The sequence below is a fragment of the Pseudomonas sp. MBLB4123 genome (assembly GCF_051904775.1).
Taxonomy (GTDB): Bacteria; Pseudomonadota; Gammaproteobacteria; order Pseudomonadales; family Pseudomonadaceae; genus Aquipseudomonas; species Aquipseudomonas benzenivorans_B.
In genome coordinates, this window is record NZ_CP196711.1 from 2,777,136 (window position 1) to 2,790,478 (window position 13,343).

Here is a 13,343-nt window from a genome sequence, read left to right on the forward strand (position 1 = left end):
CCATCGAATCGCCGACGCGCGTCGCCGCCGCGCCGGCTCAGGGGAGCATGAGCGGGGCCAGCAGGGCCTGGACCGGAGGACTGTCGAGGTTCTCCCGCGTCACCAGCACGGCCTCCAGCTCGAACTCGCGCCGCTGCGTCTGCAACCGCTGCTCGCGCAAGGCACGCCGGGCCAGCAGCACGCTCTGGTAGCCCATGCGGTAGGGTTGCTGGACCATCAGCGCCTCGATCCCGCCGGCACCGAGGGCCTCGAGCAGCAGCGGATCGGCATCGAAACCCAGGTGCAGCACCTGCCCCGCTGCCTGCACGCGCAGCAGCGCGGCATAGACCTGGCGGGTCGAGGAGCCGTTGGGGGTGAACAGGGCGTCGAGCCGCGGTAGCTGCTCCCGCAAGTCCTCCAAGGTCGCATGGGGAGGATCGCCGAGGGGCCGGTCGAAGACGATACGCAAGCCTGCCGCCTCCACCGCCTGGATGAAGCCCCGTTGCCGGGCGCTGGTCGAGGCGATCTCCGGGGTCATGCGGATCACGCCCACGCGCCCCTTGCTGCCCAGGCGCCGCGCGACATAGCGCCCCGCGGCCTGGCCGGCCCGGTAGTTGTTCGTGGCGATCAACGCCTGTACGTCGCGGCCGCCGACATCGCGGTCGATATAGAAGGTCAGCACCCCCTGATCCTTGAGCTCGCTGGCCTTGGCGTTGATCTGGGCCCGGCCGGGGCGATGATCAAGGCCTTGCAGCCCGGCTCCAGCACCTTGTCGATCAACTGCAGCTGCGTCGCCACGCTGCCCTCCCGGCGAGGGCCACGCAGATGGAGCTCTATATCCGCGTCCAGCGCCGCCTGCCGGGCGCCGGCTTCCACCTGCCGCCAAAAAACCTGGGTGCCGGCCGGCACCATACCGATGCAATCCTTTGCCGCAATCGGCTGCGCCAACACCGCACCTAAAGCACAGAGCAGGGCGAGCCGCTGAACAGTCGGAAAGGACTGCATGATCGGACTCCTGCGGCCGCAACGGCCACTAACACCGCGAGTGATATCACCTTAGTATCAAAGCCTTGACGAGGCCAGAGGTCGCACGGCCATCCTGCGCCGGATTACCGCCGCGGCGCGGCAGTCGAGCCTGCCTCAGCGCCACTCTGCACAACCTTGTCACAGTCCAACCGACAATCGGACTGGCGGCCGCGGCCCAGGCAGGCGATCATCGCCGCTCATACCTAGTTTTCGAACGAGACATGACCGACACCACGCCCGCCGCCCCCGCCGCGCACAAACCCCGCCCGCTGGTCGACCTGCTCATCAGCCTTCTGATTCCTTCGCTGATCCTGATGAAGCTCAGCGGCGAGGCCAGGCTCGGCGCCGACGGCGCCCTGGTGCTGGCCCTGGCGTTTCCCCTCGGCTGGGGCCTGTTCGAGTTGGTCAAGTACCGCAAGTTCAACTTCATCGCCCTGCTCGGGCTGATCAGCGTGCTGCTCACCGGCGGCATCGGCCTGCTCAAGCTGGACAACCAGTGGCTGGCGATCAAGGAGGCCGCGGTGCCCGGGCTGATCGGCATCGCCGTGCTGGTCTCCACCCACACGCGCTACCCGCTGATCCGCACCATGCTGCTCAACAAATCGGTGCTGGACGTCGACAAGATCCACGACCGCCTGGAGCAGGGCGGGCACACCGCGGCCTTCGAGGCCCGCCTGCTGCGTGCCACCTACTGGCTGAGCGGCACCTTCTTCTTCTCCTCGGCGATGAACTACGTCCTGGCCAAGTGGATAGTGGTCAGCCCGGCCGGCAGCGAGGCCTTCAACGCCGAACTGGGGCGCATGAACCTGCTCAGCTACCCGATGATCGCCATCCCCTCGATGATCATGCTGATGGCCATCTTCTACTACCTGTGGCGCACCATCCACGGCCTCACCGGCCTCAAGCTGGAAGAGATCATGGCCCACGCCGGCCAGGAACCGCAGTCCTGAGCCCGTCCGGGAGCGCGTCGCCCAGGCTGGCGCGCCCGTCTCCGACCCGCCCCGCATGCTGACCCTCTCGGCCTATTTCGGCCTGTTTCTCGCCGCACTGGGCGCCGCCACCCTGCTGCCCCTGCAGTCCGAAGCCGTGCTGGTGGGCCTGCTGCTCAGCGACGCCTACCCGGTCTGGACCCTGCTGGCCGTGGCCAGCGTCGGCAATGTGCTCGGCGCGCTGGTCAACTGGCTGCTCGGCCGCTACCTGGAGCACTTTCGTCACAAACGCTGGTTTCCCCTGAGCGAGCGCCAGCTGAATCGCGCCCAGGGCTGGTACGGCCACTACGGCTACTGGTCGCTGCTGCTCAGCTGGGCGCCCTTCATCGGCGACCCCCTGACCCTGGCCGCGGGCATCATGCGCGAGCCGCTGTGGCGCTTCCTGTTGATCGTCAGCCTGGCCAAGACCGGCCGCTACCTGGTGCTGGCGGTCCTGACCCTGGGCTGGAGCTGAACGACGGCAGCCGTCACCCGTCGCCAGCCACGCTGATCGGGGCAGCAATAGTCCGGCGTCTCGCATAGAATGCGCGGCCGTTTTTTTGGAACAGCGCGCAGCATGTCTTTCTCCCTCCCCGCCCGCGCCTGCGGCATCGACTTCGGCACCTCCAACTCCACCGTCGGCTGGCAGCGCCCCGGCGCCGACCGCCTGATCGCCCTGGAAGACGGCAAGATCACCCTGCCCTCGGTGCTGTTCTTCAATTTCGAGGAGCGCCGCCCGGTGTACGGCCGCCTGGCCCTGCACGAATACCTGGAGGGCTACGAGGGCCGCCTGATGCGTTCGCTCAAGAGCCTGCTGGGCTCCAAGCTGCTCAAGAGCGAGACCACGGTGCTGGGCAGCGCCCTGCCGTTCCAGGAGCTGCTCGGCCTGTTTATCGGCCAGCTCAAGCAGCGCGCCGAGGCCGTGGCCGGCCGGCCGTTCGAGGAAGTGGTGCTGGGCCGCCCGGTGTTCTTCGTCGACGATGACCCGGCGGCCGACCAGGAGGCACAGGACACCCTGGTGGCGGTGGCCCGCACGCTCGGTTTCAAGGAGGTGTCCTTCCAGTACGAGCCGATCGCCGCGGCCTTCGACTACGAGTCGGGCATCGACCGCGAGGAGCTGGTGTTGATCGTCGACATCGGCGGCGGCACCTCGGACTTCTCCCTGGTGCGCCTATCCCCCGAGCGCCGCGCCGTCGCCGACCGTCATGAGGACATCCTCGCCACCGGCGGCGTGCACGTCGGCGGTACCGACTTCGACAAGCAGCTGTCCCTGGCCGGGGTGATGCCGCTGTTCGGCTACGGCAGCCGGATGAAGAGCGACGCCCCCATGCCCACCAGCCACCACCTCAACCTGGCCACCTGGCATACCATCAATGCCGTCTATTCGGCGCAGTCGCAGCGCCAGCTGCAGAGCATGCGCTACGACATCCTCGACCCGACCGGCATCGACCGCCTGTTCAGCCTGATCGAGCAGCGCGCCGGACACTGGCTGGCGATGCAGGTGGAGGACAGCAAGATTGCCCTGACCGAACAGGAGGCGCGCCCCGTCGACCTGCGGCGCATCGAGCCGGGGCTGGTCGCCGAGCTGAGCCGCGAACGCTTCGAAGGTGCCATCGAGCCGCTGCTGCAGCGCATCCGCGCCAGCGTCGGGCAGTTGCTGGCAAGCGCCGAGGTCGGCGTCGAGCGGGTCGATACGCTGTTCTTCACCGGCGGCTCCAGCGGCATCCCGGCGCTGCGCCAGGGCGTGGCGGCGCTGCTGCCCAATGCCCGCCACGTGGAAGGCAACAACTTCGGCAGCATCGGCAGCGGCCTGGCCATCGAGGCGCACAAGCGTTACGGCTGAACAGCGACCCAGGCCGCAACAAAAACGCCAGCACTCAGCTGGCGTTTTTGTTGCGCGGGAACTCAGCGCGGCGCCACCGGGCGCTTGGCCGGCTTCTTGCCACCCTTCTTGTCCGCGCCCTTGCCGCTGCGTTCGGCCTTGGCCCGCGCCTCGGCGGCCGCCTTGGCCTGCTCGCGCTTGTCCCAGGGCTGGCTGCCGTCGCTGCCGCGCGGCGGCAGGCCGCTGTGCTGGGTGAGGATCTTGCCGGCCGTCTTGCCCTGGGCACCGACCTTCTTGCTGCCGGCCGGCGTGGAGTTCTTGCGTCGCGCACTCTGGTAGCTGTCGGTCGCCGGCTGGTGCAGCGGAATCAGCTGGTGCTTGCCCGGACCGATCAGGTCGGCGCGGCCCATGCGCTCCAGGGCCTCGCGCAGCAGCGGCCAACCACGGGGATCGTGGTAGCGCAGGAAGGCCTTGTGCAGGCGCCGCTGGGCCTCGCTCTTGACGATGCTCACGCCGTCGCTCTTGTAGGTCACCTTGCGCAGCGGGTTCTTGCCCGAATGGTACATGGCGGTGGCGGTGGCCATCGGCGAGGGGTAGAAGGCCTGCACCTGGTCGGCGCGGAAATCGTTGCGCTTGAGCCACAGCGCGAGGTTCATCATGTCCTCGTCGGTGGTGCCCGGGTGCGCGGCGATGAAGTAGGGGATCAGGTACTGCTCCTTGCCCGCCTCCTTGGAGTACTTCTCGAACATGCGCTTGAACTTGTCGTAGCTGCCGATGCCCGGCTTCATCATCTTGTCCAGCGGGCCGCGCTCGGTGTGCTCCGGGGCGATCTTCAGGTAGCCGCCGACATGGTGGGTGACCAGCTCCTTGACGTATTCCGGCGACTCCACGGCGAGGTCGTAGCGCAGGCCGGAGGCGATCAGGATCTTCTTCACCCCGGGCAGGGCGCGGGCCTTGCGGTACAGCTCGATCAAGGACGAATGGTCGGTATTCAGGTTCTCGCAGATGCCGGGGAACACGCAGGACGGCTTGCGGCAGTGACGCTCGATCTCCGGGTCCTTGCAGGCGATGCGGTACATGTTGGCGGTCGGCCCGCCCAGGTCCGAGACCACCCCGGTGAAGCCCGGCACCTTGTCGCGCATCTCCTCGATCTCGCGGATGATCGACTCGTGGGAGCGGTTCTGGATGATCCGGCCCTCGTGCTCGGTGATCGAGCAGAAGGTGCAGCCGCCGAAGCAGCCGCGCATGATGTTGACCGAGAAGCGGATCATCTCGTAGGCCGGGATCTTCGCCTTGCCATAGGCCGGGTGCGGCACCCGCGCATAGGGCATGCCGAACACGTAGTCCATCTCCTCGGTGGTCATGGGGATGGGGGGCGGGTTGAACCACACGTCCACCTCGCCGTGCTTCTGCACCAGGGCGCGGGCGTTGCCCGGGTTGGTCTCCAGGTGCAGCACGCGGTTGGCGTGGGCGTAGAGCACGGCGTCGCCGCGCACCTTCTCGAAGGACGGCAGGCGGATCACCGTCCTGTCGCGCTCCAGGCGCGGGTGCGGCAGCAGTTGCACCACCTTGGCCTCGTTGGGGTCGTCCTGCGGTCCGCGGTCGGCCGCCCCCTTCTCCTGCTCGATGGCGCAGGCGGCGGTGTCCTGGGTGTTCACGTAGGGGTTGATGATCTTGTCGATCTTGCCCGGCCGGTCGATGCGCGTGGAGTCGATCTCCAGCCAACCCTCGGGCGTGTCCCTGCGGATGAAGGCGGTGCCGCGAATGTCGGTGATGTCCGCGATCTGCTGGCCCTGGGCCAGGCGCTGGGCGATCTCCACCACGGCGCGCTCGGCGTTGCCGTACAGCAGGATGTCGGCGCAGGCATCGATCAGGATCGAATGGCGCACCTTGTCCTGCCAGTAGTCGTAGTGGGCGATGCGGCGCAGCGAGGCCTCGATGCCGCCGAGGACGATCGGCACGTGCTTGTAGGCCTCCTTGCAGCGCTGGCTGTAGACCAGGCTGGCGCGGTCCGGACGGGCGCCGGCCAGGCCACCGGGAGTGTAGGCGTCGTCCGAGCGGATCTTCTTGTCCGCCGTGTAGCGGTTGATCATCGAGTCCATGTTGCCGGCCGCCACGCCGAAGAACAGGTTGGGCTCGCCGAGCTTCATGAAATCGTCTTTCGACTGCCAGTTAGGCTGGGCGATGATGCCCACGCGAAAGCCCTGGGCCTCCAGCAGGCGACCGATGATGGCCATGCCGAACGACGGATGATCGACGTAGGCATCGCCGGTGGCGATGATGATGTCGCAGCTGTCCCAGCCGAGCTGATCCATCTCTTCCCGGCTCATCGGCAGGAAGGGCGCCGGGCCGAAGCACTCGGCCCAGTATTTTGGATAGTCGAATAACGGCTTGGCTGCTTGCATGACGAGGACCGAGGAGTGCGGGTTTGATCGGCCGCGGAATATAGCACAAATTTTGATCAAACCCGACGATCGCGCTGGGTTTTGCCGATGCCCCCATGCGGCCCACCGCCCACCCGCTGCATGCTGGCGCCAATGGCTTACGGCTATACTGCGGCCAAAAGACACCGGCGCAATCTGAGCCGGGACAGGGGGTTTGCGGTGCGGCAGTCGATCTCCTCATTCATCCTGCTGTTGGCCTTGGCCGGCGGCGCCTGGGCTTCACCCATGGTGCTGGGCAGCGACAGCAGCGGCGCCTCACTCAACCGGCATGTCGAACTATTGGAGGATATCGGTGCCCGGCTGAGCATCGACGACATGGCCGACCCCGCCGTACAGGCCCGCTTTCGCCCCGCCGACGGCCGCGCCAGCGTCGGCCAGAGCCGCAACCCCTGGTGGATCAAGCTGGAACTGACGCGCAGCCACGATGCGCCGCGTCACTGGTGGCTGGAAGTCGGCGCGGTGACCCTGCTGGACCTGCAGCTGTTTCTCCCCGACGGCCAGGGCGGCTGGCATGGACGTCAAGCGGGCGAACGGGCGAGCTTCGCCGCCGGCCGCGACCACCCCTACCGACGCGCGCTGTTCCGCCTGCCGCCGGTGAACGAACAGCCGCTGACCCTCTACCTGCGCACCTACGACCCCGCCGGCAACTCCTTCCCGCTGCGCATCTGGCAAGTGGCGGAGCTCGACCGCGTTGCCGCCCGGGAGAACCTCGGCCTGGGCCTGATCTACGGGGTGATCCTGGCCCTGCTGCTGTACAACCTGTTCATCCTCTTCAGCCTGCGCGACAGCGCCTACTTCTGGTACGTGCTGACCACCGGCTTCGCCCTGGTGTTCATCCTCAGCATGACCGGCCACGGCGCTCAGTACCTGTGGCCCGGCCAGGCCGTACCATTCTGGCTGGACCGCATCACCCTGCCCTCCCTCTGGGGCCTGTGCGCCAGCCGTTTCACCCAGGCCCTGCTGCAGACCCGGCGCCACGTGCCCTGGGCCCACCGGCTGCTGAGCATGGCCTGTCTGGTCTATGTCGCGGCCATCGCCCTGACCGCCCTCGGCCTGCGCGGTCCGGCGGCCTGGATCATCGCCCTGCTGTCGCTGACCAGCATCCCCGCGGCGCTCGGCAGCGCCCTGATCCGCTGGCGCCAGGGCTTCTTCCCCGCCCTGCTGTACCTCTGCGGTTACGGCCTGGTGCTCGGCAGCATCGGCATCCTGCTGCTGCGCGCCACCGGCGTGCTGCAGCCCTCGGCGCTCAACGCCTACGTCTTCCCCCTGGCGGTCGCCGCCGAGTCCATCCTGTTCTCCTTCGCCCTGGCCTATCGCATCCAGTTGCTCAAGCGGGAAAAAAACGTGGCCCTGCGCCAGGCGGACCGCGAGAAGACCGCCCGCCTGGCGCTGGCCCAGGCCAATGCGGACGAACTGCAGAGCGCCGTGGCGCGCCGCACCGCCGAACTGGCGGCGGCCAACGCGCGCCTGCAGCTACGGGAACAGGAGTTGCAGCATGCCGCCTTCCATGACCCGCTGACCGAGCTGCCCAATCGCCGCTACCTGGTGGAGCGCTGCGAAGCAGCCCTGGCCGACGCCAAGCGGCGCGGCCAGAGCCTGGCCCTGTTGCTGATCGACCTCGACCACTTCAAGCCGATCAACGACAGGTTCGGCCACGACGCCGGCGACCTGATGCTGCAGATCATCGCCCAGCGCCTGCGTGAACAGGTGCGCGCAGGCGATACCGTGGCGCGCCTGGGCGGCGATGAATTTGCCGCCCTGATCTGCGGCCCGGATGCCGAGCTGCATGCCCGGGAGATCGCCGGGCGCCTGCTGGTGGCCCTGGCGCAGCCGGTACTGTATGGCGCCGCGCCCCTGAACGTGACCATCAGCATCGGCGGGGCGCTCTATCCACAACACGCCAGCACCTTCACCAGCCTGTACAAGGCCGCCGACGAAATGCTCTACAAGGTCAAGGCCCGTGGCCGCTCGGGCTCGGCGGTGTGCGGCGAAGACGGCGAGCTGAGCCGCAATGCCCGCCTGCAGCTGGACGTGCTGAACATACCGAGCGGCCTGGGCTAAGCGCCCAGGCTCGTCCGCCTTATCCGCCGGCCCAAGGAGCCTGCGCCGGCCACAGGCCCGGCGCGGGTCGCCATTGGCAGCAGTCGGCGGGGCTGCGGGCTACTGACAGCAGGCTGTCAGCAGCCCTGGCCTAGAGTGGCCTCGGCAGGTTGAAGCACGCCCCCCCTGGCGTCGACCTGCTGACATCACCGCCATTCAAGGAGAGAGAAGATGAATGCACTTAACTGGTTCGAACTGTTCACCGGCGACTTCGAGCGCGCCCATAATTTCTATGAGCGGGTCCTGGCCAGACCGCTGGAGGTGATCGAGGGCATGGGCGGCCGCATGGCCCTGTTCCCCCATGCCCCGGAAAGTGGTGTGGGCGGCTGCCTGAGCCACTCGGCCGAACAGCAGAGCGGCGTAGGCGGCACTCGCGTCTACCTGAACGTGGAAGGGCAATTGGACGCCGTGGTGAACCGGGTGCCGGCCGCGGGCGGGGTGATTATCCAGGGCAAGATGTCCATCGCCCCCCACGGCTTTATCGCTGTGATAAAAGACAGCGAAGGCAATGAGGTGGGCCTGCACAGCATGTCCTGAAGCCACCTCGCACCTGCTGGTCGTCCTCCCAGAGGCCGGCCAGCCCTTTTATCAGGGATGGGTCATGAGGCGCGCCGACCGTCTGTTTCAGATCGTGCAGTTCCTGCGCAGCCGCCGGCTGACCACCGCCCAGTGGCTGGCCGAGCGCCTGCAGGTGTCGGTGCGCACCATCTATCGGGATATCCAGGACCTGTCGCTTTCCGGCGTGCCGCTGGAGGGCGAAGCCGGGGTCGGCTATGTGCTGCGCCAGCCCATGGACCTGCCGCCGCTGATGTTCGAGCGCGAGGAGATCGAGGCCCTGCTGATCGGCGCGCAGATGGTCAAGGCCTGGGCCGACCCGCAACTGCGCCGGGCCGCCGAATCGGCCCTGGCGAAGATCCACGGCGTACTGCCCAACGCCCTGCGCGACGAATTCAACCGCAACCAGCTATTCGCCCCCGAGGTGAATCGTTACCCGGTGCACTGGCTCGCGCAGGTGCGTCAGGCGATACGTCAGCGGCGCAAACTGCAGCTCGGCTATCGTGACGAAAACGGTCAGGCCAGCCTGCGCCGCATCTGGCCCCTGGGCCTGTTCTTCTGGGGCCAAACCTGGACCCTGTGCAGCTGGTGCGAATTGCGCAATGACTTTCGCAACTTCCGCATCGATCGGGTGGAACAGCTCAACGACACCGAGGAAACCTTCGAGACCGCAGAGGGCCAGCGCCTGGCGGACTACCTCGCCCCCTACCTGGGCAAGGCCGCGCTCGCCCCCGACTACAGGTCCTGAGTTCGGGCGCTTATTCGTCGTCGAACTGGTAGCTGCCCGGCGCCAGGTTCTCGAAACGCGAGTATTTGCCGAGGAAGGCCAGGCGTGCGGTCCCCAAGGGGCCGTTACGTTGCTTGCCGATGATGATCTCGGCCACGCCCTTGTACTCGGTCTCCGGGTGATAGACCTCGTCGCGGTAGACGAACAGGATGATGTCGGCGTCCTGCTCGATCGCCCCGGACTCGCGCAGGTCGGAGTTGATCGGGCGCTTGTTGGGCCGCTGTTCGAGGCCGCGATTGAGCTGGGACAGGGCGATCACCGGACAGTTGAACTCCTTGGCCAGGCCCTTGAGCGAGCGGGAGATCTCGGAGATCTCGTTGACCCGGCTGTCGCCGCTGGAGCCGGGGATCTGCATCAGCTGCAGGTAGTCGACCATGATCAGGCCGATCTCGCCGTGCTCGCGGGCCAGGCGCCGGGTACGCGCACGCATCTCGCTCGGCGAGATGCCCGCGGTATCGTCGATGAACAGCTTGCGGTCGTTGAGCAGGTTGACCGCGCTGGTCAGCCGCGGCCAGTCGTCGTCGTCCAGGCGGCCGGCACGCACCTTGGTCTGGTCGATGCGCCCCAGCGAGGCGAGCATACGGATGACGATGGACTCCGAGGGCATCTCCAGGGAGTACACCAGCACCGCCTTGTCGCTGCGCATCAGGGCGTTTTCCACCAGGTTCATGGCGAAGGTGGTCTTACCCATGGACGGACGGCCGGCGACGATGATCATGTCGGCCGGCTGCAGGCCGCTGGTCAGGTTGTCCAGGTCGGTGAAGCCGGTGGACAGGCCGGTGATGGCATCGCCGGCATTGAACAGCTGGTCGATGCGGTCGATGGCCTTGACCAGGATGTCGTTGATCCCGACCGGGCCACCGGTCTTCGGCCGCGCCTCGGCGATCTGGAAGATCAGCCGCTCGGCCTCGTCGAGAATCTCCTCGCCGGTGCGGCCCTCCGGGGCATAGGCGCTGTCGGCGATCTCGCTGCTGATGCCGATCAGCTGACGCAGGGTGGCGCGCTCGCGGATGATTTGCGCATAAGCCTTGATGTTGGCCACCGAGGGGGTGTTCTTGGCCAGCTCGCCGAGGTAGGCCAGGCCGCCGACCTGGGACAGCTGGCCCTCCTTGTCCAACTGCTCGGACAGGGTGACCACGTCGAACGGCTGGTTGCGCTCGGCCAGCTTGTAGATGGCGCGGAAGATCAACCGGTGGTCGTGGCGGTAGAAGTCGCCGTCGGAGACCTGGTCGAGCACCCGCTCCCAGGCATTGTTATCCAGCATCAGGCCACCGAGCACGGCCTGCTCGGCCTCGATCGAGTGCGGCGGCACCTTCAGGGCGGAGGTTTGCAGGTCGTACTGCTCGGGAATGCTGATGTCGTTCATAGGGCTCTGGGCAGAAATTCTGGGGATGAAAAACAAAGGGCACGGCATCGCTTACGCAATGTCGTGCCCGATGTTAGCGAGCCTGCACCTGAGCGCAAGCCCGCTTGGTCGCATGCCTTAGGCGGCGACTACGACAACCTTGACGGTTGCTTCGACGTCGGTGTGCAGGTGCACGGCCACGTCGTATTCGCCGACCTGGCGAATGGTGCCGTTCGGCAGACGCACTTCGGCCTTGGCCACTTCCACGCCGGAGGCGGTCAGGGCGTCGGCGATGTCGTGGGTGCCGATGGAACCGAACAGCTTGCCCTCATCGCCCGCGGTAGCGGTGATGGTGACTTCCAGCTCGGCCAGCTGAGCGGCGCGAGTTTCGGCGGAGGCCTTCTTCTCGGCAGCCAGCTTCTCCAGCTCGGCGCGACGCGCTTCGAACGCGGCGACGTTCGCGGCGGTAGCGGCGGTGGCCTTGCCTTGCGGCAGCAGGAAGTTACGGCCGTAACCGGCCTTAACGTTCACTTTGTCGCCCAGGTTGCCCAGATTGGCGATTTTTTCCAGCAGGATGACTTCCATTTGGGTCTTACCTCTTAACTTTTAACCTTCACCGTCCGTGGGCCCCGCGCCGTGCTTGCGCGCGAAGCGACCACGAAAATCAAACAGACTGTCGACGATGGCCAAGACCACCAGTAACGGATAGGTCAGCTGCATGAACAACAGCAGCGTGATGTACAGCCCGACCAGCCAGAACTTCGCCAGTCGCCCCTGCGCCACCAGCCCGTGCAACAGGCCGATGCCGGCGAACGCCAGCGGCACGCTGCACAGCGGCGTCAGCATCGCCAGCTGCGGCCCCAGATTGGGGCCGAGCAACAAGCCGACCAGCAGCAACATCGCCTGCGCCGGCGGCAGTCGCAGGGCGCGGAACTCGCGCCCGAAACCACCGGGGTTGTACAACAGCGCCTGCCAATAACGCCCGAGCATCAGGCTCAGCAGGCTGACGATCTGCAACAAGGCCGCCAGCAATCCGGTCAGCACCGGTGCGATCAGGCTCTCCAGGCGCGCTCGCTCGTCCACCGTCATCTGTTGGTGGACCCCATCGAGCATCTGCGGCAGGAGCTTCTGCAGCTCACCCGCCATCGCCTCGATGGGCTCGCGGAACACCGCGCCCAAGACCAGCCCATACACCAGGCCCAATGCCACGCTGCACAGCAGCACACGATTCCAGGACTGACCGGCGCGCAACAACAACGCCAGCCCCAGCGCACCGAGCAGCACCAACAGGGTGCGCGGCTCACCGAAATACCACCAGCCAATCGCCGGCAGCAGGGCCCAGGCGAGGATGCCCAGGGCATCGCTCGAACCGCGCCGCAGAAGCACCAGGCTTCCCGCGGCGGCACTCAACCAGAACAGCAGCGGCAATGCCGCAGAACCCACCACCACCAGGGTGGCCTGCATGCGGCCGCGCATGATGAATTCAGCCAAGGCACGCATGCGATCTATCCCTTACTACTTGTCGAGCATCCGGTCTCAGCGGCCGTGGCTGTCGGTGTAGGGCAGCAGGGCCAGGAAGCGGGCGCGCTTGATAGCGGTGGCCAGCTGACGCTGATAACGAGCCTTGGTACCGGTGATGCGGCTAGGAACGATCTTGCCGGTTTCCGAGATGTAGGCCTTCAGGGTGTTGAGATCCTTGAAATCGATCTCTTTCACGTTCTCTGCGGTGAAACGGCAGAATTTACGACGACGGAAGAAACGTGCCATGTGATTGGCTCCTCAATAGATCCGTGAATTACTCGTCAGCGTTGTCGCTGTCGTTGCTGTCGCTGTCATCGCTGCTGTCGTTGGACTCAGCGCTTTCAGGACGGTCGCGACGCTCGCGGCGCTCACTGCGGTTTTCTTCGGCCTTGAGCATCTCGGACTGACCGGTAACGGCTTCGTCGCGACGGATGACCAGGTTACGGATCACGGCATCGTTGTAGCGGAAGTTGTCTTCCAGCTCGGCCAGGGCCTTGCCGGTGCACTCGACGTTGAGCATCACGTAGTGTGCCTTGTGGACGTTGTTGATGGCGTAAGCCAGCTGACGACGGCCCCAGTCTTCCAGGCGGTGGATCTTGCCGCCGTCCTCTTCGATCAGCTTGGTGTAACGCTCGACCATGCCGCCGACTTGCTCGCTCTGGTCCGGGTGCACCAGAAAGATGATTTCGTAATGACGCATAAATGCTCCTTACGGGTTGTAGCCTGCCACGTGGCGTGGTCAGGCAAGGAGTGAATGACTCTGTGGGTCTTGCCGGAGGGAAGGCACGAAGGCGCC

Annotated in this window: 14 protein-coding genes; 6 read left to right on the forward strand and 8 right to left on the reverse strand. The window is 66.4% G+C overall.

Annotation, left to right across the window (positions count from 1 at the left end):
• Window positions 1-37: 37 nt before the first annotated feature.
• Window positions 38-661, reverse strand: coding sequence for a substrate-binding domain-containing protein (locus ACSX1C_RS12835; RefSeq protein WP_439886438.1), 624 nt, complete (start codon window positions 659-661; stop codon window positions 38-40).
• Entirely contained in the window at window positions 655-984 is a 330-nt protein-coding gene (locus ACSX1C_RS12840) for a hypothetical protein (protein WP_439886439.1), read from the reverse strand. Before ACSX1C_RS12840 ends, ACSX1C_RS12835 begins: the two co-directional genes overlap by 7 nt.
• Window positions 985-1,226: 242 nt before the next feature.
• Between ACSX1C_RS12840 and ACSX1C_RS12845 the strand changes: the two genes are divergently transcribed.
• From ACSX1C_RS12845 to ACSX1C_RS12855, 3 genes are all read left to right on the forward strand, one after another.
• Entirely contained in the window at window positions 1,227-1,955 is a 729-nt protein-coding gene (locus tag ACSX1C_RS12845; protein WP_439886440.1) for a VC0807 family protein, read from the forward strand.
• A gap of 55 nt (window positions 1,956-2,010) precedes the next feature.
• Window positions 2,011-2,448, forward strand: a complete 438-nt coding sequence (locus ACSX1C_RS12850) for a YqaA family protein (protein ID WP_439886441.1) — start codon at window positions 2,011-2,013, stop codon at window positions 2,446-2,448.
• 102 nt (window positions 2,449-2,550) lie between these two features.
• A complete protein-coding gene (locus ACSX1C_RS12855) occupies window positions 2,551-3,816 on the forward strand; it encodes an Hsp70 family protein (RefSeq protein ID WP_439886442.1) in 1,266 nt (421 codons plus the stop codon).
• Between the two features lie 62 nt (window positions 3,817-3,878).
• Here ACSX1C_RS12855 and ACSX1C_RS12860 read toward each other — a convergent pair whose 3' ends face one another.
• Window positions 3,879-6,200, reverse strand: a complete 2,322-nt coding sequence (locus ACSX1C_RS12860) for a YgiQ family radical SAM protein (protein ID WP_439886443.1) — start codon at window positions 6,198-6,200, stop codon at window positions 3,879-3,881.
• A 198-nt stretch (window positions 6,201-6,398) separates the two neighbouring features.
• On the opposite strand from ACSX1C_RS12860, the gene ACSX1C_RS12865 reads away from it, so the two are divergent.
• The 3 genes from ACSX1C_RS12865 to ACSX1C_RS12875 all read left to right on the forward strand — a co-directional run bounded on the left by ACSX1C_RS12865 (window position 6,399) and on the right by ACSX1C_RS12875 (window position 9,642).
• Window positions 6,399-8,300 (forward strand): diguanylate cyclase domain-containing protein, encoded by a 1,902-nt coding sequence (locus ACSX1C_RS12865; RefSeq protein WP_439886444.1) that lies wholly within the window; start codon window positions 6,399-6,401, stop codon window positions 8,298-8,300.
• 210 nt (window positions 8,301-8,510) lie between these two features.
• On the forward strand, window positions 8,511-8,876 hold the full coding sequence (locus tag ACSX1C_RS12870; RefSeq protein WP_439886445.1) for a VOC family protein: 366 nt from the start codon (window positions 8,511-8,513) through the stop codon (window positions 8,874-8,876).
• Window positions 8,877-8,940: 64 nt separating this feature from the next.
• Entirely contained in the window at window positions 8,941-9,642 is a 702-nt protein-coding gene (locus ACSX1C_RS12875) for a helix-turn-helix transcriptional regulator (RefSeq protein ID WP_369960075.1), read from the forward strand.
• A gap of 10 nt (window positions 9,643-9,652) precedes the next feature.
• Here the strand turns inward: ACSX1C_RS12875 and dnaB are convergent, their stop codons facing one another.
• From dnaB to rpsF, 5 genes are all read right to left on the reverse strand, one after another.
• Window positions 9,653-11,047, reverse strand: a complete 1,395-nt coding sequence (dnaB, locus tag ACSX1C_RS12880) for a replicative DNA helicase (protein WP_318644876.1) — start codon at window positions 11,045-11,047, stop codon at window positions 9,653-9,655.
• Window positions 11,048-11,164: 117 nt separating this feature from the next.
• Window positions 11,165-11,611: a 50S ribosomal protein L9 gene (gene rplI / locus ACSX1C_RS12885; protein ID WP_213639506.1), complete on the reverse strand. Its 447-nt coding sequence runs from the start codon at window positions 11,609-11,611 to the stop codon at window positions 11,165-11,167.
• A gap of 21 nt (window positions 11,612-11,632) precedes the next feature.
• Entirely contained in the window at window positions 11,633-12,526 is an 894-nt protein-coding gene (locus ACSX1C_RS12890) for a hypothetical protein (RefSeq protein WP_318644875.1), read from the reverse strand.
• A 36-nt stretch (window positions 12,527-12,562) separates the two neighbouring features.
• Entirely contained in the window at window positions 12,563-12,793 is a 231-nt protein-coding gene (gene rpsR / locus ACSX1C_RS12895) for a 30S ribosomal protein S18 (protein WP_213639508.1), read from the reverse strand.
• A 28-nt stretch (window positions 12,794-12,821) separates the two neighbouring features.
• Window positions 12,822-13,247: a 30S ribosomal protein S6 gene (gene rpsF, locus ACSX1C_RS12900; RefSeq protein WP_318644874.1), complete on the reverse strand. Its 426-nt coding sequence runs from the start codon at window positions 13,245-13,247 to the stop codon at window positions 12,822-12,824.
• Between the last annotated feature and the right edge of the window lie 96 nt (window positions 13,248-13,343).

Bases quoted from the DNA above. Each gene is read 5' to 3' on its own strand.
- ACSX1C_RS12860 (WP_439886443.1), bottom strand. From the start codon at position 6,200: ATGCAAGCAGCCAAGCCGTTATTCGACTATCCAAAATACTGGGCCGAG.
- ACSX1C_RS12875 (WP_369960075.1), top strand. From the start codon at position 8,941: ATGAGGCGCGCCGACCGTCTGTTTCAGATCGTGCAGTTCCTGCGCAGC.
- dnaB (WP_318644876.1), bottom strand. From the start codon at position 11,047: ATGAACGACATCAGCATTCCCGAGCAGTACGACCTGCAAACCTCCGCC.
- ACSX1C_RS12870 (WP_439886445.1), top strand. From the start codon at position 8,511: ATGAATGCACTTAACTGGTTCGAACTGTTCACCGGCGACTTCGAGCGC.
- ACSX1C_RS12845 (WP_439886440.1), top strand. From the start codon at position 1,227: ATGACCGACACCACGCCCGCCGCCCCCGCCGCGCACAAACCCCGCCCG.
- ACSX1C_RS12850 (WP_439886441.1), top strand. From the start codon at position 2,011: ATGCTGACCCTCTCGGCCTATTTCGGCCTGTTTCTCGCCGCACTGGGC.
- rplI (WP_213639506.1), bottom strand. From the start codon at position 11,611: ATGGAAGTCATCCTGCTGGAAAAAATCGCCAATCTGGGCAACCTGGGC.
- ACSX1C_RS12840 (WP_439886439.1), bottom strand. From the start codon at position 984: ATGCAGTCCTTTCCGACTGTTCAGCGGCTCGCCCTGCTCTGTGCTTTA.
- ACSX1C_RS12890 (WP_318644875.1), bottom strand. From the start codon at position 12,526: ATGCGTGCCTTGGCTGAATTCATCATGCGCGGCCGCATGCAGGCCACC.
- rpsR (WP_213639508.1), bottom strand. From the start codon at position 12,793: ATGGCACGTTTCTTCCGTCGTCGTAAATTCTGCCGTTTCACCGCAGAG.
- ACSX1C_RS12855 (WP_439886442.1), top strand. From the start codon at position 2,551: ATGTCTTTCTCCCTCCCCGCCCGCGCCTGCGGCATCGACTTCGGCACC.
- rpsF (WP_318644874.1), bottom strand. From the start codon at position 13,247: ATGCGTCATTACGAAATCATCTTTCTGGTGCACCCGGACCAGAGCGAG.